Genomic DNA, 17,963 nt, shown 5'->3' on the forward strand with positions numbered 1-17,963 from the left:
CGCAGTCGCGGCGCCCGTTACATCACTACGTATTAGCGCACCGGTGGCGCATATTGAATGCCACCGTTATTCCAGAGGTTGTTCTGTCCACGTTTGATCTTCAGTGGGCTTTCCGATCCCACGTTACGCTCAAAGATCTCCGAGTAGTTACCTACCTGCTTGATAATGTTGTAAGCCCATTTGTTATCAAGCTTCAGATCCTTACCATAATCCCCTTCTTTGCCTAACAGGTGTGCCATATCCGGCGTTGCAGGATTAGCCGCTTTTTCATCGACGTTTTTCGAGTTAACGCCCATTTCTTCCGCATTCAGCATGGCGAACAGCGTCCAGCGAACAATGGAGAACCACTCATCGTCTCCACGACGTACAACAGGTCCCAGCGGTTCTTTAGAAATAACTTCTGGCAGGACAATCCATTCCGCAGGATTACTCAACTTGATTCGCAGGGCGTACAACTGAGACTGGTCGGAAGCCAGCGTGTCGCAGCGTCCAGATTCCAGAGCTTTAGCTGATTCATCCGAGCGGTCAAAAGTGACAGGGGTGTACTTCATGTTGTTGGCTTTAAAGTAGTCAGCCACGTTCAGTTCGGTATCTGTTCCTGCCTGGATACAAACCGTTGCGCCATCCAGCTCTTTAGCACTCTTGAGACCCGCTTTATTGTGGGTAAGAAAACCAATGCCGTCGTAATACGTTACGCCAGTGAAAGACATTCCCATTCCTGCGTCACGAGAGGAGGTCCAGGTGGTATTACGAGAGAGCATGTCGACTTCACCTGATTGTAGTGCGGTAAAGCGTTCCTTGGCGGTGAGCGGGGTATATTTTACTTTGCTATCATCGCCAAATACGGCGGAGGCAACGCCACGACATACGTCGACATCAATACCTGAGAACTTACCGCTTGCATCGGCATAAGAAAAGCCAGGCAACCCGTCACTGATCCCACACTGCACAAAACCTTTTTTCTTTACGGCATCAAGTGTTGCGCCGGCATGTGCCTGATTTGCAACCGCAAGCAGCACGCCGGCCGCAGCCAGGCTGGCTATTATCATCTTTTTCATAGAGCATCCTGTGTGGAGGAATTATTGTTATGGAAACGTTCTGAAAACGTCTTTTACCTGTCTGTGGCTATGGCCATACTCTTTTAAGCAAAGGTAGTGCCAGGTTTTTGCGCACGATTATTCGACGCAATATCCAGAGTGTAGACAGGAAAAAATAAATGCAGCGCCCTGAAGTGGTGCAAAATTGAAACGTAAGCCACATTTCGGCGCAAAAAATTTAAAAATCAAACCGGACGCGTGATAACGATTTCGTACGTTAATATTGATGACGTGAGAATAATGAAAAGAAAGCGCGCTGTTACGAAGAACTGAAAAAATGCTAATTTCAAATCGTGGATATGTGAGGCAAATCTATAATAATTTTATTATACGTTGAGTGCTATATACCAACGTTTTGTCTTATATAAAGATTTAATTCTTATTGCAAAAAGCGCGGTACCCACCGCGCTTTTAAGAAGATTTATTTGGTCAGGGCGACTATCCCAAGCGTCAGCCCGGCAACGGCTGCTGCGCCACCGGCGATGGCACCGGCTGTTTCCCAGTTATCCTGCGTGGTGCCTTTCATACAGGTATTGGTATGAACCAGGCGCCCCTGATCGTCGTATACAGGTACGCAAGGAGAATCGTGTGCACAGCCGGCCAGGAATGCGGTAAGCAATGCAACGGATATTAATCTTTTCATGGTGTTACCTCAAAAATAAGCGTTTCGCTAATTGAGCAAAGACAAACGCTAAGCCATCTGCGAACTCGGCGATTATTTTACCACTTCTTAAAAAAATACTGACATGAGGAATAATCTCAATTCATGTGGATTGTAAAAATAATGGATAAAAAGAAAGGTGATTGGCGAGTTTTTCAGGAAGGGTTTATTAGAAATAAATGGCTATCTTATTAATAAATAAAGAGGGGCATCTTGGGTGAAAAAGGCGTCCGAAGACGCCTTTATTTTACAAATTAAACGTTGCGCCGACTAAAACGCCGTCTGACGACAACGAAGAAGACGGGGACGAAGAAGATTGCCAACAATGTCGCGGTCAGCATGCCTCCCATTACGCCTGTACCAACCGCATTCTGTGCCCCGCTACCCGCTCCGTGGCTGATAACCAGAGGCATAACCCCCAGAATAAACGCCAGGGATGTCATCAGGATTGGACGAAGACGCATGCGTGACGCCTCCAGTGTGGCTTCAATCAACCCTTTACCTTCTTTATCCATCAGGTCTTTGGCAAACTCCACGATAAGGATAGCGTTTTTGGCGGAAAGACCGATGGTAGTCAGCAGACCTACCTGGAAGTAAACGTCGTTATTCAGACCGCGTATGGACGCCGCCAGAAGCGCACCGACCACGCCGAGCGGTACAACCAACATGACTGAAAATGGAATAGACCAGCTCTCATACAATGCGGCGAGACACAGGAAGACGACGATTAACGAAATAGCGTATAACGCAGGTGCCTGATTGCCGGAGAGCCGTTCCTGATATGACATCCCCGTCCAGTCATAGCCGATACCGGTTGGCAGCTGTGCTGCCAGGTTTTCCATGAGCGCCATGGCTTCACCGGTGCTTCGACCCGGCGCGGCCTCTCCCAGTATTTCCATTGATGGCATACCGTTGTAACGCTCCAGGCGAGGTGAACCATAAATCCAATGCGACGAACTGAACGCAGAGAATGGCACCATTTCACCATTCCCACTACGTACGTAGAGATTGTTGATGTCGTTGGGTAACATACGGAACGGCGCGTCAGCCTGAACGTATACCTTTTTCACTCGGCCATGATCGATAAAATCGTTCACATAGGTGCCGCCAAGGGCCGTGGAAATCGTTTGGTTTATATCCGACAGACTTACGCCTAACGCCTGGGCTTTTTCCTGATCAATATCCAGCTTAAATTGCGGGGTATCTTCCAGACCGTTAGGGCGCACGCGCACCAGCAAATCCGGATGTTCTCTCACCATACCCAGCAACTGGTTCCGGGCTTTCGTCAGTTCTGTATGACCGAGGTTAGCCTGATCAATTAACTGAAAATCAAAGCCGGTCGCGGTACCCAGTTCAAGAATGGCAGGCATGTTGAACGGGAACACCAGTCCATCTTTAATCTGGCTGAACGCCCTGGTCGCACGTTCGACGATAGCCGTCACGCCGTTTTCATCGCCCGAACGCTCTTCCCATGGTTTGAGGCTAATAAAGACGATACCGGAGTTCTGTCCCTGGCCGCTAAAGCTGAAGCCATTAACGGTGAACACCGATTTTACGTTCGCTTTTTCCTGGTTCAGGTAGTAATTCTGAATCTGATCCAGCACCTGCTGTGTGCGCGTCTGTGTCGCACCGGCAGGAAGTTGCACCATTGTCATAAAGACCCCCTGATCCTCTTCGGGCAAGAAGGAGGTAGGGAGGCGTAAAAACAGAACAGCCATTCCGCCGACGATAAGAACATATAGCAACAAGTAGCGTCCGGTTTTGCGCAGAATACCGCTGATACTATTGCTGTAATGCCCGACGCTTTTATCGAACAGGGCGTTAAACCATCCGAAAAAACCGCCTTTCTTTTCAACATGTCCGGCGGAAACGGGTTTTAGCAGCGTTGCACAAAGCGCTGGCGTAAGAATGAGGGCGACCAGAACAGAAAGCGCCATCGCTGAAACAATGGTCAGAGAGAACTGGCGGTAAATGGCGCCGGTCGAGCCGCCAAAGAACGCCATGGGGATAAATACCGCCGAGAGCACCATCGCGATCCCGACCAGTGCGCCCTGGATCTGGACCATGGATTTCTGCGTCGCCTCTTTGGGCGGCAGTTTCTCTTCCGCCATGACGCGTTCGACGTTTTCTACTACCACGATGGCGTCATCGACCAGCAGGCCGATGGCCAGCACCATTCCGAACATCGTTAGCGTGTTGATGGAGAATCCGAATGCGGCGAGGATCGCGAATGTTCCCAACAGCACGACAGGCACTGCGATAGTTGGAATCAGCGTGGCGCGCAGATTTTGCAGGAACAGGTACATCACCAGGAAGACGAGGATGATGGCTTCAAACAGCGTTTTCACCACCTCGTTAATCGAGATTTTTACAAATGGTGTAGTGTCATAGGGGTAAACCACTTGCAAACCTTGCGGGAAGAAAGGTTGTAACTCAGCCAGCTTTGCTTTGACGCCTGCGGCAGTATCCAGCGCGTTTGCACCGGTCGCCAGCTTAATGCCCAGGCCTGTTGCAGGCTGACCATTAATTTTCGTCACCATGTTATAGTTTTCGCCGCCGAGTTCGATGCGGGCTACATCTCTGAGGTGAACCATTGAGCCATCCTGGCCCACCTTCAGCGTTATGCGGCCAAACTCTTCCGGCGTTTTCAGGCGTGTCTGAGCGATAATGGAGGCATTAAGTTGTTGACCCTGGACGGATGGTGCGCCTCCCAGTTGGCCTGCGGCAATCTGATTGTTTTGCGTTCTCAGTTGATTGATAACGTCCAGCGGAGTCAACTGATATTTGTTCATTGCGTTGCTGTCGAGCCAGATGCGCATTGCGTACTGTGCACCAAACATCTGGACATCGCCGACACCTGCTGTTCGGCTTATTGCGTCTTTAACGTTAGACGCCACATAGTCGGAAATATCATCCTGCGTCAGATTGTTATTATCGGAGACAAAACCCGCCACCATCAGGAAACCGCTACTGGATTTCTCGACGCTGATCCCCTGCTGCTGTACTTCCTGTGGCAGTAAGGGCATCGCTAACTGTAATTTGTTTTGCACCTGGACCTGTGCGATATCCGGGTCAGTACCCGACTCAAAAGTCAGAGTAATGGTGACGCTCCCGGAGGAATCGCTGGTGGAGGACATATACATCAGGTTATCGATACCGTTCATATTCTGTTCGATAACCTGCGTAACCGTGTCTTGTACTGTCTGCGCATCCGCACCTGGGTAGGTGGCAGAAATAGCGACCGCAGGAGGTGCAATGGTCGGATACTGTGCAACGGGCAGTTGCATGATTGCCAGAGCCCCTGCCATCATCAGAATGATGGCCAGAACCCAGGCAAAAATAGGGCGATTGATAAAAAAGTTAGCCATGTCCGGTTACCTTATTGCGCAGTTTTTGCGGCTGGAGTTTCGGTATCGGTGGTTGCTTTAACCTTTACGCCGGGACGCGCTTTCTGCAATCCGCTGACGATAACCTTATCGCCAGGCTGTAAGCCCTCGCTGATTAACCACTTATCACCTATCGCCTGTGTAGCAACGACGGTGCGAGCCTCGACCTGACTCTTGTCATTGACAACCATCACCGTTGCATCACCGCGTGGCGTACGCGTTACCCCTTGTTGGGGAACGAGAATGGCATTCGGCTGGACGCCTTCATCAATACGAGCACGCACAAACATGCCCGGCAGCAGCGTGTGCTGTGGGTTAGGGAATACGGCCCTGAGGGTGATGGATCCGGTACTTTCATCAACGGTGACATCAGAGAACTGCAATGCACCTTTCAGCGGGTACGACTGACCATTTTCCATCACCAGTTCGACGGTACTGCTGGCGCTGTCTTTATGCAGGCTCCCTTGCTCAACGGACTGTTTGAGGCGCATAAAGTCATTACTGGACTGTGTTACGTCGACGTAAATAGGATCAAGTTGTTGCACGGTAGCAAGTTCAGTTGCCTGGCCATTCGTGACTAATGCGCCTTCGGTGACGTTAGATTTACCGATACGTCCGCTAATGGGCGATGTCACTTTGGTGTAGGCCAGGTTGATACGAGCGCTTTCGACCGCCGCTTTTGCCGCGATAACGGAGGCATCGGCCTGGCGAGCATCAGCAATGGCCTGATCGTACTCTTGCTGGCTGATGTACTTAGTGCCAACCAGCGGGACATAACGTTTTACCGTTAAATGTGCGATAGCTGCTGCCGCTTCACTCTTTGCCAGTTCGCCTTTGGCGCTGTCGTAGTCGGCCTGGTAAGTCGCGGGATCGATCTGATAAAGCGACTGACCGGCTTCAACATCGCTTCCCTCGGTGAAATTCCGTTTAAGTACAATCCCGCTGACCTGAGGACGGACTTCAGCAATACGAAATGCTGTTGTGCGCCCAGGTAATTCGGTCGTCACGGCTAAAGGCGCCTTTTCGACGACATGGACATTCACCTGCGGCTCTGCGGGGTGAGCTTGTGTTTCTCCCTGATCGTTACAACCGGCGAGTAATACAGCGGACATGATGATGAATGAGGGCAGGAGTGAAAACCTGGCATTTTTCGTCATTTCTATTCCTTAAAAAACCGAACGCTCGTTATTAACCGGGTAACGCAGAGGCGATAACGCGCACAAGTAAAAATAATGGTTGGCTATCCTACAAATTATTAGCTTGCGATGTAAGCAATACTTATTTATGGGCGCGATACACGGCACGTAAAAACAAAAAAGGATTAATCTTCGGTTGTTTCATTATGGTTTTAATAGTAATGCAATGATGCGCATAAACACATATTGAAATAAGTATTTGGTTGGTGAATATATTGGTGGTTGTTATTTGTTTTGTTTATTCGTGTGCAATATCCATAATTAACTGTTTTAGAACTCGTCTAAATAAACGCTAAGTGATACATTTGTTCCGTTTAGCAAATATTACATAAGAAAGTTAATCATTCTCTACCTTACCTCAGACAGTCGAAACCATGGCCAGAAAAACGAAAGCTGATGCCCTCAAAACACGACAGCACCTGATAGAAACAGCGATTATGCAGTTTGCCGTGCGTGGTGTTAGCAATACGACGTTAAACGACATTGCGGATGCCGCCAGCGTGACGCGGGGGGCGCTCTATTGGCATTTTGAAAATAAGACGCAATTGTTCAATGCGCTATGGTTACAACAACCTTCATTACGCGATCTTATTCAGGATAAACTTATTGGTCGTTGGGGTGATAATCCTTTACAGCGACTGCGTGAAAAGTTTGTGGTGGGATTACAATATATTGCACAGAATCCTCGCCAGCAGGCATTAATGCAAATTTTATATCATAAATGTGAATTTCATAACGATATGATATCAGAACAGACCATTCGCGATAAAATAGGTCTCAGTCATCAAAGCATTCGTGATTCACTGCAAAAATGCGTGGATGAAAATCTGATTGCTACCAGTCTGGATTTAGATGTCATCATCATTATTCTGCACGGTAGCTTTAGCGGAATAATAAAAAACTGGTTAATGAATCCAGTGAGTTATGATTTGTATGGGCAAGCACCAGTATTAGTTGATAACGTATTAAAAATGTTAAGCCCAGATGGCTGTGTAATGCAATTAATGCAGAGTGAAAATCAGCCAGGGGAGTTTTAGCCGCCAGGGCCTGACGGCTGTCGATGTATTTTTCGTCGTGCTATTCGAGGTCGACGCAGTTGACCAGCTTGAGGGGGTTTACAGAATTCATATTCCGGCACTTATCGTGCTCCGTTGTCATCAGCTCTATCCACTGAATGAGCAGCGCATCAAAGAGAAAAACGAAGACCGCAAAAACAACCAGCCACCAATACTTGCGAATCATTACCAAACCCTGTGTATTCATGCCCAAGCGTGCAGGGAATATACACGAAATCTGCAAGCTGAAAAGCAGACTTACAATGCCTTTACTTTGCTGAAAGATCGCCGCTCTTTGCTGTTAATCGACTCTTTTTAGACAGATTTTTTGTCTTCCGCTTTTTCACCTTTGCAAGTTCATTCTCTGAAAAATGCGAACCAATGCTCATTCTTCTGAGCCCCATTTTTACGTACTCGGCATTGATTTCAATCCCGACAAACTTGCGACCTAATTCCACGGCAGTGGCACCGGTCGTGAAGCTACCGGCAAACGGATCCAGCACGCTGTCATCTGGACTGGAGGAAGCCAGAATGATGCGTTCAAGGAGGGCTTTGGGTTTTTGAGTGGGGTGATTTTCGTATTCGTCCATCAGATAACGAACGCGTGGAAACTCCCAGACATTGCCTGGTACTTTTTTCTGGTTGTAAGGTTGGGGCGGGTTCTTTCTGTAGTCTATCAGTGCACGTTTAGCGCCCGTTTTGGCTTCAACCAAAATATCATCACGATTAAACGTGTAGTTTTTCTGATCTTTTACCATCATCAGAAGCGGTTCATACATCGAACCAAAGTGATTTTTGGCCTGCACCCCGGAGCTATCGTATGACCACACGATACGGCTCTTGATGGTAAAGAGCTGGCGGCATTTGAGATCGATGTACGGCATGTTCTCCGTACTGTTCATGATGTACATGGTGCCGTGTGATTTGAGAATGCGATGGCACTCGTCAATGCACTCAAACAGCCATGCCAAAAATGCCTCTTCGTCCCAGGATTCCACCATCCCGTCAAAGTCTTTACCGATGTTATAAGGTGGGTCGGCGAAAATGAGATCGACGCTTTCTGACGGCAGCTTTTTCAGTTCGGTCAGAGCATCACCCAGGATTATCTTTTTAGATTCATCGCCAAAATAGACAGGTTCACATCTTGCGTTCATCGCCAAAGCCTCCCGTGTGACGTTAATAAAAAAGGCGCTTCCCCATGCCGAGTAGCGCCTTTTAAAACAAACATTTCGCTGATTAGTATCAGTTCATGCCGTATTTTTTCAGTTTTTTACGCAGCGTACCACGGTTGATGCCCATCATCAGGGCAGCACGGGTCTGGTTACCGCGGGTGTATTGCATCACCATGTCCAACAGGGGCTGTTCTACTTCAGCCAGTACCAGCTCATAGAGATCGTTAACATCCTGACCATTCAATTGAGCAAAATAGTTCTTCAGTGCCTGTTTAACCGAGTCACGCAGGGGCTTTTGAGTTACCTGATCCTGAGAGTTAACGGTAGAAACGGTCAGTACGTCAGAATTTACGCGTTGTTCGAACATAGTTCTGTCAGCTCTTTATTTCTGTTTACGCAAAATTTTCGAAGTATGCCTCCAACGCCGCCAGCTGTTCGCTGGAATCTTCAATGGCGTTGAATGTGCGCCGAAACTGGTCATCCGGAGCGTGTTCCTGGAGATACCAGGATACGTGTTTACGCGCAATTCGGTACCCTTTTGCCTGACCATAAAAGTCGTGCAGTTCCCGAACGTGCGCACAAAGCAAGCGCTTCACCTCTGCCAGAGGCAGCGGGGGCAGCAGCTCCCCAGTGTCCAGATAATGCTGGATTTCCCGAAAGATCCAGGGTCTTCCCTGAGCTGCACGTCCTATCATCAGGGCATCCGCCCCCGTATAGTCAAGTACAGCTCTGGCTTTATGCGGGTCAGTAATGTCGCCATTCGCGATAATCGGAATGGAAACTTTCTGCTTAACTGCCCGAATACTGTCGTACTCAGCATCTCCATTGAACAAACAGGCGCGGGTGCGTCCATGAATGGTCAGAGCCTGAATGCCACAGTCTTCAGCCAGTTGGGCAATCTCTACGCAGTTACGGTGTTCCGGAGCCCAGCCGGTGCGAATCTTGAGTGTGACAGGAACGTCCACTGCATTGACGACCTCGGTTAGTATTGATTTCACTAGATCCGGGTACTGCAAGAGGGCTGAACCTGCGAGCTTGCGATTCACTTTTTTAGCCGGACACCCCATATTGATATCAATAATCTGGGCGCCGCTTTCCACGTTAATACGTGCGGCATCGGCCATCTCAACAGGGTCGCTACCGGCAATTTGCACCGTGCGAATTCCTGGCTCATCAACGTGCACCATCCGTAAACGAGACTTGTCACTTTCCCAAACCTGCGGGTTAGAAGACATCATCTCGGATACCGTCAATCCTGCTCCCATCTCATAGCACAGCGTCCTGAATGGTCTGTCAGTGATGCCAGCCATAGGTGCTGCGATCAGGCGATTTCTGAGCTGGTATTGTCCGATGCGCATGAGTTAAGAAATGACCATACTGTGACTGCAAGGCGGCGTATATTACGCATTTTTCGCACGAGATGAAAGGCCAAACTTTGACCAATCCACTGAGGTGGATCAATGAATTGCTGGTTAAGTACACAGTTTCAAATTAAAATCTTTAATAATCAGTTTGATACGTGGTTGTGCTAATTTTTCATCCGTTTATAAATTCCGAAAACTTCTCTTTTTTTATTACGGCCAGCCTCAGGTTATCAGGATAAAAAGCTGTTTTTGTGAGCAAATAGTGGCTTTGTAATGCGATCTCGCTCTCATTTCCGCAAATCCTTTTGCGAAAAAAAGAGCGATTATTGCGTTACCAACGGTAACGAGAGGGGATTATTTTTTCTGACCGGTAATGCGGCACCACTCTTCTTTCTCGACAACCGGATCGAGCGTAAAGAGTTCGGCATAGGCCTCACAGACGCTTTCCGCCTGGCTGGCAAGAATGCCAGAAAGCCCCAGTAAACCGCCCTCAACGGGCAGTACGCTGATTAACGGTGCCAGTTCACGTAATGGGCCTGCGAGGATGTTTGCGACCACCACGTCGGCTTTCATCGCCTCTGGCTGGTCTTTCGGCAGATAAAGCTCCAGACGCTCAGAAACGCCATTACGCTGGGCGTTATCACGGCTGGCCTGAATTGCTTGTGGATCGATGTCTACGCCGATGGCTTTTGCCGCACCCAGCTTCAGTGCCGCAATGGCAAGAATGCCGGAGCCGCAGCCGAAGTCGATGACGGTTTTGCCGTTTAGATCGAGACCGTCCAGCCATTGCAGGCATAGGGAAGTGGTGGGGTGAGTGCCGGTACCAAACGCCAGACCCGGGTCCAGCATCACGTTGACGGCATTCTCATCCGGGACATCGCGCCAGCTTGGGCAAATCCACAAACGTTCACCAAAGCGCATCGGGTGGAAGTTATCCATCCATTCGCGTTCCCAGTCTTTGTCTTCGAGCTGTTCGATTTTATGCGCGAAGCCTGCACCCAGCAGCGGATGCTGCTCCAGGATGGCAACCACTTCTTTCATGTCGGTTTCTGCATCGAACAAGCCGATAACGTCGGTATCTCCCCACAGGCGAGTCTCGCCCGGCAGAGGCTCAAATACCGGCGTATCATGCGTGTCCTGGAAAGTAATGGAAACGGAGCCCGCTTCCATCAGCGCATCGCTCAACTCTTCAGCGTTGGCACCGGTCGTGTTCAGTTTCAGTTGGATCCATGGCATGGCAAAACTCTTTTATTTATCAGTAGTCAATATGGCGGCTTGCGGGACGGCAGAACCGAAACGGTTGCCGATCAGGAAAGCCAGCAAGCTTATCAGTAACGAGGGCACAATCGGGTGGAAACCCAGGTACTGAATGTTAAATGTAGCGAGTACGGCATAAAGAACGCCGCCGATAATCATCGCGCTCAAAGCGCCCGCCGCGTTTGCCCGCTCCCAGTACAGGCCCAGCACCAGCGGCCACAGGAAGACGGCTTCCAGCCCGCCAAACGCCAGCAGATTAAGCCAGATAATCATTTCTGGTGGTTTCCAGGCAGCCAGTAGCAGTAACGCGCCGAGCAACAGGGTAATCACTGCCGACATGCGCTTCAGCCGGGTTTCGTTTTTCAGCTGTTCCGGACGCAGGTTCAGGTACAGATCCTTAATGATCGTAGCGGAACTTTGCAGCAATTGGGCATTGATCGTCGACATGATCGCGGCCATGGGGGCCGCGAGGAAGATCCCAGCAGCTACCGGCGGCAACACTTTGACCATTAGCGTAGGGATAACCAGATCCGGCACTGTCAGATCAGGGATCACCGCACGCCCCAACGCACCCGCCAGATGCATACCAAACATCAGGATCGCCACTACGATGGTGCCGATGATAATGCCGCGGTGTACAGCTTTGCTGTCTTTATAAGAGATGCAGCGTACTGCTGTATGCGGCAGCCCAATTACGCCAAAGCACACCAGTACCCAGAATGAGGTCATGAACGTGGGTGACAGAATGTCATCCGCGCCTTGCGGCGAGACCAGTTTAGGGTCGATAGTTTGCAGGGTTACCACCGCATTGCTGAGGCCACCGGCAGCATGAACGACGCCGACCAGCAGAACAATAGTACCAATCAGCATCACCATACCCTGCATGGTGTCGTTCAGTACGCTGGCGCGAAAACCGCCGAACGCCGTATACAATGCGATACTGACGCCAAAAATAAGCAAACCGGTTTCGTAAGGTATACCCGCAGCGGTTTCAAGCAAACGTGCGCCGCCAATAAACTGTACGGTCATTGCTCCGACAAACGCGACCAGCAGGCTAAGGCTTGCCAGCCACACAAGCAGGCGACTCTGGTAGCGGGCAAACAGCATATCGTTGAGGGTAACGGCATTATAACGGCGCGCCAGAATCGCGAATTTCTTACCAAGAATCCCCAGAGAAAGCCAAACGGCGGGCAACTGGATCATCGCCAGCAGCACCCATCCCAGCCCGTATTTGTAAGCGGCGCCAGGACCGCCAATAAACGAGCTGGCGCTAATGTAGGTTGCCGTTAGCGTCATGGCTAATACGACCCCGCCCATCGAGCGGCTGCCGAGGAAATATTCATTCAGGAAAGTGCCGGTCGATCTCTTACGCATGGCGTAAACGGAAAGACCGAAGACCACCAACAGATAGGCGACCAGCGGCAAAATAACTTCAAGCTGCATCGTCATCCTCCAACGGAATGTCGCGATAGATAAACTTCACCATCGCCCAGCACAGCACGATGAAAACCAGCGGCGTTAGCAGGCAGGCCATTTCGAACCAGTGTGGTAAGCCGGTAAAACCGAGCGTGGAATCTGGTAAGTAAGCGGCCACTAACCATGTGGCAAGATATAAAAGGGTCAGCCACAGCGCCCAGCGCGCCTCTTTATGGGCCTGAACAAAACGAGCGTCCATTTTTTGTCCCTTGTGGATAAAGAAAGCGGGGATTGTACCTTATGGCACGTGCGGGAGGGGAGAAAAACAAAAGGCCGGAATTTCCGGCCTTTTCAGTTAACGCACGCTTACTTTTCCTGAAGTCCGAGTTTTTTCTCCAGATAGTGGATATTGGTTCCACCGTGCTGGAAATGCTCGTCATTCATGATGCGGATCTGCAGATCAACGTTGGTTTTGATACCGTCGATGATCAGTTCCTGCAATGCGTTTTTCATACGGGCGATCGCTACGTCGCGGTTTTCGCCATAGCAGATCAGCTTACCGATCATTGAGTCATAGTACGGAGGTACGGTGTAGCCTGCGTAAATATGAGACTCCCAGCGCACACCAAAGCCACCCGGCGCGTGGAAACGCGTGATTTTACCCGGGCTTGGCAGGAAGGTGTTCGGGTCTTCGGCGTTGATACGGCATTCTACCGCATGGCCTTTAACCACAACTTCATCCTGCTTGATGGACAGCGGTTGTCCCGCAGCGATGCGCAGCTGCTCTTTGATCAGGTCAACGCCGGTGATCATTTCGGTTACCGGGTGTTCAACCTGAATACGGGTGTTCATTTCAATGAAGTAGAACTCGCCGTTTTCGAACAGGAACTCGAAAGTACCTGCCCCGCGATAGCCGATATCAACGCACGCTTTGGCGCAACGCTCGCCGATGTAGCGACGCAGTTCCGGAGTAATGCCCGGTGCTGGTGCTTCTTCGACGACTTTTTGGTGACGACGTTGCATGGAGCAGTCACGTTCTGCCAGATAAATCGCGTTACCCTGACCATCCGCCAGCACCTGAATTTCGATGTGGCGTGGGTTTTCCAGGTACTTCTCCATGTAAACCATGTCGTTGTTGAAAGCCGCTTTCGCTTCCGCTTTGGTCATGGAGATGGATTGTGCCAGTTCGGCATCGCTGCGCACGACGCGCATACCGCGACCGCCGCCGCCGCCGGAGGCTTTGATAATAACCGGATAACCGATGCGTTTAGCATGAGCGCGGTTAGCGTCCATGTCGTCGCCCAGCGGGCCGTCAGAGCCTGGGACTGTCGGTACGCCAGCTTTCTTCATCGCGGTAATTGCGGACACTTTGTCGCCCATCAGGCGGATGGTGTCGGCTTTCGGGCCGATGAAGATAAAGCCGGAACGTTCTACCTGTTCAGCAAAGTTGGCATTCTCAGAGAGGAAGCCATAGCCCGGGTGAATTGCCACTGCGCCGGTGATTTCAGCAGCGCTAATGATAGCCGGGATGTTCAGATAGCTTTTTACGGACGGAGCCGGGCCAATACAGACCGTCTCATCCGCCAGCAATACGTGTTTTAAATCGCGATCCGCGCTTGAATGCACAGCGACAGTCTTGATGCCCAGCTCTTTACAGGCACGCAGAATACGCAGGGCGATCTCACCGCGGTTGGCGATAACAATTTTATCCAACATGTTCGCCTCGTTATTCGATGACGACCAGCGGCTCGTCAAATTCTACCGGTTGACCGCTTTCTACCAGAATCGCTTTCACTACGCCGGATTTGTCGGCTTCGATCTGGTTCATCATTTTCATGGCTTCAACGATGCACAGGGTATCGCCCGCATTCACTTTCTGGCCGATTTCGATGAACGCTTTCGCATCTGGGCTCGGGGTGCGGTAGAACGTACCAACCATTGGGGAGCGTACGATGTGACCACTGATTTCCGCTGCTGCCGGAGCTTCCATACTTGGAGAGGCAGTTTGTGCGACAGCGTTAGACAGAGCTGGCTGCTGCATCACTGGTGCAGCATAAGCCTGTTGCATCATTGGAAAACTTGCAGCTGGCGCCGCACGGCTGATGCGTACAGACTCTTCGCCTTCAGAAATTTCCAGTTCGGAGATGCCTGATTCTTCAACCAGCTCGATCAGTTTTTTAATCTTACGAATATCCATGAGTGGGTTCCGTACTCTTTGTTTAGTGAGATTGTGACAAGCGTTTTACCGCCGTCTGTATAGCATTTTTATAACAGTGAGTGACAAGATGCCACGCATCTCAGGCATTGCACTGGGTGCGGTTGCCATTAAGTGAGATTGCCAGACTTGTTAGTCATTGTGCGGCTATCTTCTGCCATTTTCGGGTAAAAGACAAAATATACCTTCAACATGCGAATGTCACCCTTTCAGCGCTCTAAAAACGCTACCGGGGATAGCAAAGTCGCACATTATAACTATTTCGTAGCAATTGGCAGCTAAATACTGGTCTTATCAGGGAAGATAATCAACCGTTAACATGTAAAGAAAATCGGATCGTCCACATTTTGTAACGCACTGCACATAACGTGAAACTACCGCCACCACTGGCGAAACTTCTTGTAACGGCAGGCTAACAACACCACAGCGAGTGCTGCATAAATAATCGGTTGAGGGGAGATAATTTTTACCGACCACAGATAATGTATGGGTGCCAGGATCGCCACAAGATAGACGAAGTTGTGCAAATACTGCCAATTTTTGCCCAGTTTTCGCTGAGCCGACTGGGTGGAGGTTAACGTGAGGGCGAATAATATGCCCCAACTGGCAATGCCCAGCATCAAATAAGGTCGCGTGATTAATTCCCGTCCTAACAGCGCCAGATTATGAATGCCCAGTTCCAGGAGTGCGTAGCTGGTTAAATGTAACGTTGCCCAGGCGAAACACCATAGCCCTAACAGGCGCCGTGTGCGTATCAATAATGGCTGTTTAGCGTAGCGCGCGAGGGGAGAGACCAGCAAGGTCGCCAGCAAGAATTTCAGAGCTGTCCTACCGGTAAAGTGCTGGATATCTTTGACTGGGTCTGCGCTCAGACCACCGTGATTCACCGCCCAAAATAGCCAGACAAACGGTAAAAAGCCGGCAAGATGCAGGCAAACTTTCAGTCCGGTAATGTGCTTTGCAGTCAGGCGCACTCAAAAATTCTCCTGCAGGTTAAGACCACGGTACAGCGAAGCGACCTCGTCGGCGTAACCGTTAAACAGCAGCGTGGGTTGGCGCTGAACGTCCAGAATACCGCCTGCGCCAATAAAACGCTCAGTGGCCTGGGACCAGCGCGGGTGATCGACATGCGGATTTACGTTGGCATAAAATCCATATTCATTGGGGGCGGCCAGATTCCAGGTTGTCGGGGGGCGTTCGCGGGTTAGTTTAATACTCACGATCGACTTAATGCCTTTAAATCCGTATTTCCACGGCACAATTAAGCGAATGGGCGCGCCATTTTGTGGGGGAAGAGCTTTTCCATAAACCCCCACGGTAAGGAGAGTGAGTGGATGCATAGCTTCATCCAGACGCAGTCCTTCAACATAGGGATACTTCAGCCCGCCGCCAATAAAGCGATCTTTTTGTCCTGGCATCTCATCCGGCGCGTAGATCGTTTCGAAGGCGACATATTTTGCGTTGCTGGTGGGTTCAACCTGCGCCAGCAGTTTATGTAACGGAAAACCAATCCACGGCACGACCATTGACCAGGCTTCCACACAGCGCATCCGGTAAATCCGTTCTTCCAGTGGGAAACGGGCGGTCAGCGCATCGTGATCGAGGGTGAGTGGTTTTGCCACCTCACCACTGATTTTTAACGTCCACGGATCGGTTTTCAGACTGCCAGCATTGGCTGCCGGATCCGCTTTATCGAGACCGAACTCATAGAAGTTGTTGTAGCCAGAAACTTTATCCGCTGGCGTTAAAGGAAGCGAATTTTGCCAGGCGGCGGGTTTACTGAAATCAAGCGGCTTACCCGCGGGCGCGGGCGGGCGGTCATTCCCCTTAAACCAGCTAAGAAGGTCAGCCTGCGCAGAGAGGGGGAAAGACAACGCGGCGGCGCTGATTCCTAATGCTTTCAGTACCTGGCGGCGTTGCATAAAAAAAGCCGACTCGTCAGTGACGTCGGCTTCTGTAAATGGACGTAATTTCTTCATAACAGACTCCCGGCTTACGCGTCATAACTGACAGGGGACGCGTAGTTAATATGGCAGGGAGTCTATAGATATGCCGCGAAATTTCGTTAATTAAGTGTAAATTTCTGCGCCAGAGCCTGTTACTTCACCTTCACCAGCGTACGACCTTGCACCTGGTTATTGATGATGGCATCGGCAAACTTCGGCGCATCCGCCAGCGTAATCTCCGTGGCGGCCTGAGCATAGAAAGAGTCCGGTAGATCCTTAACCAGACGCGCCCAGGCTTCTGCCCGGCGTGCCGGCGGGGTCATCACCGAGTCCACCCCTTGCAAACGAACGTTACGCAAAATGAATGGCATCACCGTCGTCGGCAGAGCGAAACCGCCAGCCAGGCCGCAGGCAGCAACGCAGCCACCGTAGTTCATCTGTGCCAGGACTTTTGCCAGAACTTTGTCGCCAACGGTATCAACCGCACCAGCCCACAGCTGTTTTTCCAACGGGCGAGATTCAGCAAATTCATCGCGGCTAAGGATACGGTTAGCGCCCAGACTCTTCAGGTAGTTGTGAGTGCTTTCGCGACCCGAAACCGCCGCAACCTGATAACCCAGCTTATGCAGTAACGCCACGGCCGTGCTGCCCACGCCGCCGCTGGCGCCGGTGACGACAATCTCACCGTCTTGCGGGCGAATACCTGCATCTTCAAGCGCCATGACGCACAGCATGGCGGTAAAGCCAGCGGTCCCGATGACCATGGCTTTACGTCCGTCCAGCCCTTGTGGCAGCGCAACCAGCCAGTCGCCTTTCACGCGTGCGCGTTCGGCCAGTCCACCCCAATGATTTTCACCCACGCCCCAGCCGGTCAGTAAAACTTCCTGACCGGCATGAAAACGGGGATCTTCGCTTGCGCGCACGGTACCGGCGAAATCGATACCAGGAATCATCGGAAAATTGCGAATGATTTTACCCTTGCCGGTGATAGCCAGGGCGTCTTTATAGTTCAGGCTTGACCAGTGGACATCCACCGTCACATCGCCTTCCGGTAGCTGATTTTCGTCGAGGGGTTGAACGGATGCGAGGGTTTTTCCGTCCTGCTGTTCTAAGATCAAAGCCTGCATAACCTGTCCTCAATTCGTATAGTGGATTGGAAAATTATTAATGAAGACTATACTCGCTAATCAAAACATGA

The 17,963-nt window shown here is 50.6% G+C and carries 17 protein-coding genes; 1 reads left to right on the top strand and 16 read right to left on the bottom strand.

Translation table 11 applies throughout. The annotated features are described in order from the left end of the window. Nucleotides 1-32: 32 nt before the first annotated feature. From O6D90_RS02290 to O6D90_RS02305, 4 genes are all read right to left on the bottom strand, one after another. A complete protein-coding gene (locus O6D90_RS02290) occupies nucleotides 33-1,058 on the bottom strand; it encodes an amino acid ABC transporter substrate-binding protein (RefSeq protein ID WP_003025295.1) in 1,026 nt (341 codons plus the stop codon). Nucleotides 1,059-1,518: 460 nt separating this feature from the next. Continuing rightward, on the bottom strand, nucleotides 1,519-1,740 hold the full coding sequence (locus O6D90_RS02295; RefSeq protein WP_003025292.1) for a lipoprotein: 222 nt from the start codon (nucleotides 1,738-1,740) through the stop codon (nucleotides 1,519-1,521). Between the two features lie 272 nt (nucleotides 1,741-2,012). Beyond that, on the bottom strand, nucleotides 2,013-5,126 hold the full coding sequence (locus O6D90_RS02300) for an efflux RND transporter permease subunit (RefSeq protein ID WP_016157598.1): 3,114 nt from the start codon (nucleotides 5,124-5,126) through the stop codon (nucleotides 2,013-2,015). Between the two features lie 11 nt (nucleotides 5,127-5,137). Next, a complete protein-coding gene (locus O6D90_RS02305; RefSeq protein ID WP_016157597.1) occupies nucleotides 5,138-6,301 on the bottom strand; it encodes an efflux RND transporter periplasmic adaptor subunit in 1,164 nt (387 codons plus the stop codon). Between the two features lie 413 nt (nucleotides 6,302-6,714). Here O6D90_RS02305 and envR point away from each other — a divergent pair, with 413 nt between their 5' ends. After that, nucleotides 6,715-7,377: an acrEF/envCD operon transcriptional regulator gene (gene envR, locus O6D90_RS02310; RefSeq protein WP_016157596.1), complete on the top strand. Its 663-nt coding sequence runs from the start codon at nucleotides 6,715-6,717 to the stop codon at nucleotides 7,375-7,377. A gap of 40 nt (nucleotides 7,378-7,417) precedes the next feature. On the opposite strand, the gene O6D90_RS02315 is transcribed toward envR, so the two are convergent. The 12 genes from O6D90_RS02315 to O6D90_RS02370 all read right to left on the bottom strand — a co-directional run bounded on the left by O6D90_RS02315 (nucleotide 7,418) and on the right by O6D90_RS02370 (nucleotide 17,892). After that, nucleotides 7,418-7,582 (bottom strand): DUF2556 family protein, encoded by a 165-nt coding sequence (locus O6D90_RS02315; RefSeq protein ID WP_003025279.1) that lies wholly within the window; start codon nucleotides 7,580-7,582, stop codon nucleotides 7,418-7,420. A gap of 82 nt (nucleotides 7,583-7,664) precedes the next feature. Continuing rightward, on the bottom strand, nucleotides 7,665-8,549 hold the full coding sequence (gene yhdJ, locus O6D90_RS02320; protein ID WP_016157595.1) for an adenine-specific DNA-methyltransferase: 885 nt from the start codon (nucleotides 8,547-8,549) through the stop codon (nucleotides 7,665-7,667). Between the two features lie 88 nt (nucleotides 8,550-8,637). Next, nucleotides 8,638-8,934 (bottom strand): DNA-binding transcriptional regulator Fis, encoded by a 297-nt coding sequence (fis, locus tag O6D90_RS02325; protein WP_000462905.1) that lies wholly within the window; start codon nucleotides 8,932-8,934, stop codon nucleotides 8,638-8,640. A 25-nt stretch (nucleotides 8,935-8,959) separates the two neighbouring features. Further along, complete coding sequence (gene dusB, locus O6D90_RS02330; RefSeq protein ID WP_003025224.1) at nucleotides 8,960-9,925, bottom strand: tRNA dihydrouridine synthase DusB; 966 nt, start codon at nucleotides 9,923-9,925, stop codon at nucleotides 8,960-8,962. A 360-nt stretch (nucleotides 9,926-10,285) separates the two neighbouring features. Further along, a complete protein-coding gene (gene prmA, locus O6D90_RS02335; RefSeq protein WP_046275075.1) occupies nucleotides 10,286-11,167 on the bottom strand; it encodes a 50S ribosomal protein L11 methyltransferase in 882 nt (293 codons plus the stop codon). Between the two features lie 12 nt (nucleotides 11,168-11,179). Continuing rightward, nucleotides 11,180-12,631, bottom strand: a complete 1,452-nt coding sequence (panF, locus tag O6D90_RS02340) for a sodium/pantothenate symporter (RefSeq protein WP_016157593.1) — start codon at nucleotides 12,629-12,631, stop codon at nucleotides 11,180-11,182. Continuing rightward, nucleotides 12,621-12,863, bottom strand: coding sequence for a YhdT family protein (locus O6D90_RS02345; RefSeq protein WP_016154721.1), 243 nt, complete (start codon nucleotides 12,861-12,863; stop codon nucleotides 12,621-12,623). The genes panF and O6D90_RS02345 overlap by 11 nt, the downstream gene beginning before the upstream one ends. A 107-nt stretch (nucleotides 12,864-12,970) precedes the next feature. Beyond that, complete coding sequence (gene accC, locus O6D90_RS02350) at nucleotides 12,971-14,320, bottom strand: acetyl-CoA carboxylase biotin carboxylase subunit (protein WP_003828838.1); 1,350 nt, start codon at nucleotides 14,318-14,320, stop codon at nucleotides 12,971-12,973. Between the two features lie 10 nt (nucleotides 14,321-14,330). Then, complete coding sequence (gene accB / locus O6D90_RS02355) at nucleotides 14,331-14,801, bottom strand: acetyl-CoA carboxylase biotin carboxyl carrier protein (RefSeq protein ID WP_003025210.1); 471 nt, start codon at nucleotides 14,799-14,801, stop codon at nucleotides 14,331-14,333. Between the two features lie 392 nt (nucleotides 14,802-15,193). After that, a complete protein-coding gene (msrQ, locus tag O6D90_RS02360) occupies nucleotides 15,194-15,793 on the bottom strand; it encodes a protein-methionine-sulfoxide reductase heme-binding subunit MsrQ (protein ID WP_016157592.1) in 600 nt (199 codons plus the stop codon). Beyond that, nucleotides 15,794-16,798, bottom strand: coding sequence for a protein-methionine-sulfoxide reductase catalytic subunit MsrP (msrP, locus tag O6D90_RS02365; RefSeq protein ID WP_016157591.1), 1,005 nt, complete (start codon nucleotides 16,796-16,798; stop codon nucleotides 15,794-15,796). A gap of 119 nt (nucleotides 16,799-16,917) precedes the next feature. Further along, nucleotides 16,918-17,892, bottom strand: a complete 975-nt coding sequence (locus tag O6D90_RS02370) for an MDR family oxidoreductase (protein WP_016157590.1) — start codon at nucleotides 17,890-17,892, stop codon at nucleotides 16,918-16,920. Between the last annotated feature and the right edge of the window lie 71 nt (nucleotides 17,893-17,963).

The organism is Citrobacter sp. 21OH12SH02A-Citro, assembly GCF_027919895.1.
Classification (GTDB): domain Bacteria; phylum Pseudomonadota; class Gammaproteobacteria; order Enterobacterales; family Enterobacteriaceae; genus Citrobacter; species Citrobacter braakii.

Excerpts from the sequence above, each read along its gene's own strand:
- panF (WP_016157593.1), bottom strand. The coding sequence starts at position 12,631 with ATGCAGCTTGAAGTTATTTTGCCGCTGGTCGCCTATCTGTTGGTGGTC.
- O6D90_RS02315 (WP_003025279.1), bottom strand. The coding sequence starts at position 7,582 with ATGATTCGCAAGTATTGGTGGCTGGTTGTTTTTGCGGTCTTCGTTTTT.
- O6D90_RS02290 (WP_003025295.1), bottom strand. The coding sequence starts at position 1,058 with ATGAAAAAGATGATAATAGCCAGCCTGGCTGCGGCCGGCGTGCTGCTT.
- prmA (WP_046275075.1), bottom strand. The coding sequence starts at position 11,167 with ATGCCATGGATCCAACTGAAACTGAACACGACCGGTGCCAACGCTGAA.
- dusB (WP_003025224.1), bottom strand. The coding sequence starts at position 9,925 with ATGCGCATCGGACAATACCAGCTCAGAAATCGCCTGATCGCAGCACCT.
- O6D90_RS02370 (WP_016157590.1), bottom strand. The coding sequence starts at position 17,892 with ATGCAGGCTTTGATCTTAGAACAGCAGGACGGAAAAACCCTCGCATCC.
- msrP (WP_016157591.1), bottom strand. The coding sequence starts at position 16,798 with ATGAAGAAATTACGTCCATTTACAGAAGCCGACGTCACTGACGAGTCG.
- accB (WP_003025210.1), bottom strand. The coding sequence starts at position 14,801 with ATGGATATTCGTAAGATTAAAAAACTGATCGAGCTGGTTGAAGAATCA.
- envR (WP_016157596.1), top strand. The coding sequence starts at position 6,715 with ATGGCCAGAAAAACGAAAGCTGATGCCCTCAAAACACGACAGCACCTG.
- O6D90_RS02300 (WP_016157598.1), bottom strand. The coding sequence starts at position 5,126 with ATGGCTAACTTTTTTATCAATCGCCCTATTTTTGCCTGGGTTCTGGCC.
- accC (WP_003828838.1), bottom strand. The coding sequence starts at position 14,320 with ATGTTGGATAAAATTGTTATCGCCAACCGCGGTGAGATCGCCCTGCGT.
- yhdJ (WP_016157595.1), bottom strand. The coding sequence starts at position 8,549 with ATGAACGCAAGATGTGAACCTGTCTATTTTGGCGATGAATCTAAAAAG.
- O6D90_RS02345 (WP_016154721.1), bottom strand. The coding sequence starts at position 12,863 with ATGGACGCTCGTTTTGTTCAGGCCCATAAAGAGGCGCGCTGGGCGCTG.
- O6D90_RS02295 (WP_003025292.1), bottom strand. The coding sequence starts at position 1,740 with ATGAAAAGATTAATATCCGTTGCATTGCTTACCGCATTCCTGGCCGGC.
- O6D90_RS02305 (WP_016157597.1), bottom strand. The coding sequence starts at position 6,301 with ATGACGAAAAATGCCAGGTTTTCACTCCTGCCCTCATTCATCATCATG.
- fis (WP_000462905.1), bottom strand. The coding sequence starts at position 8,934 with ATGTTCGAACAACGCGTAAATTCTGACGTACTGACCGTTTCTACCGTT.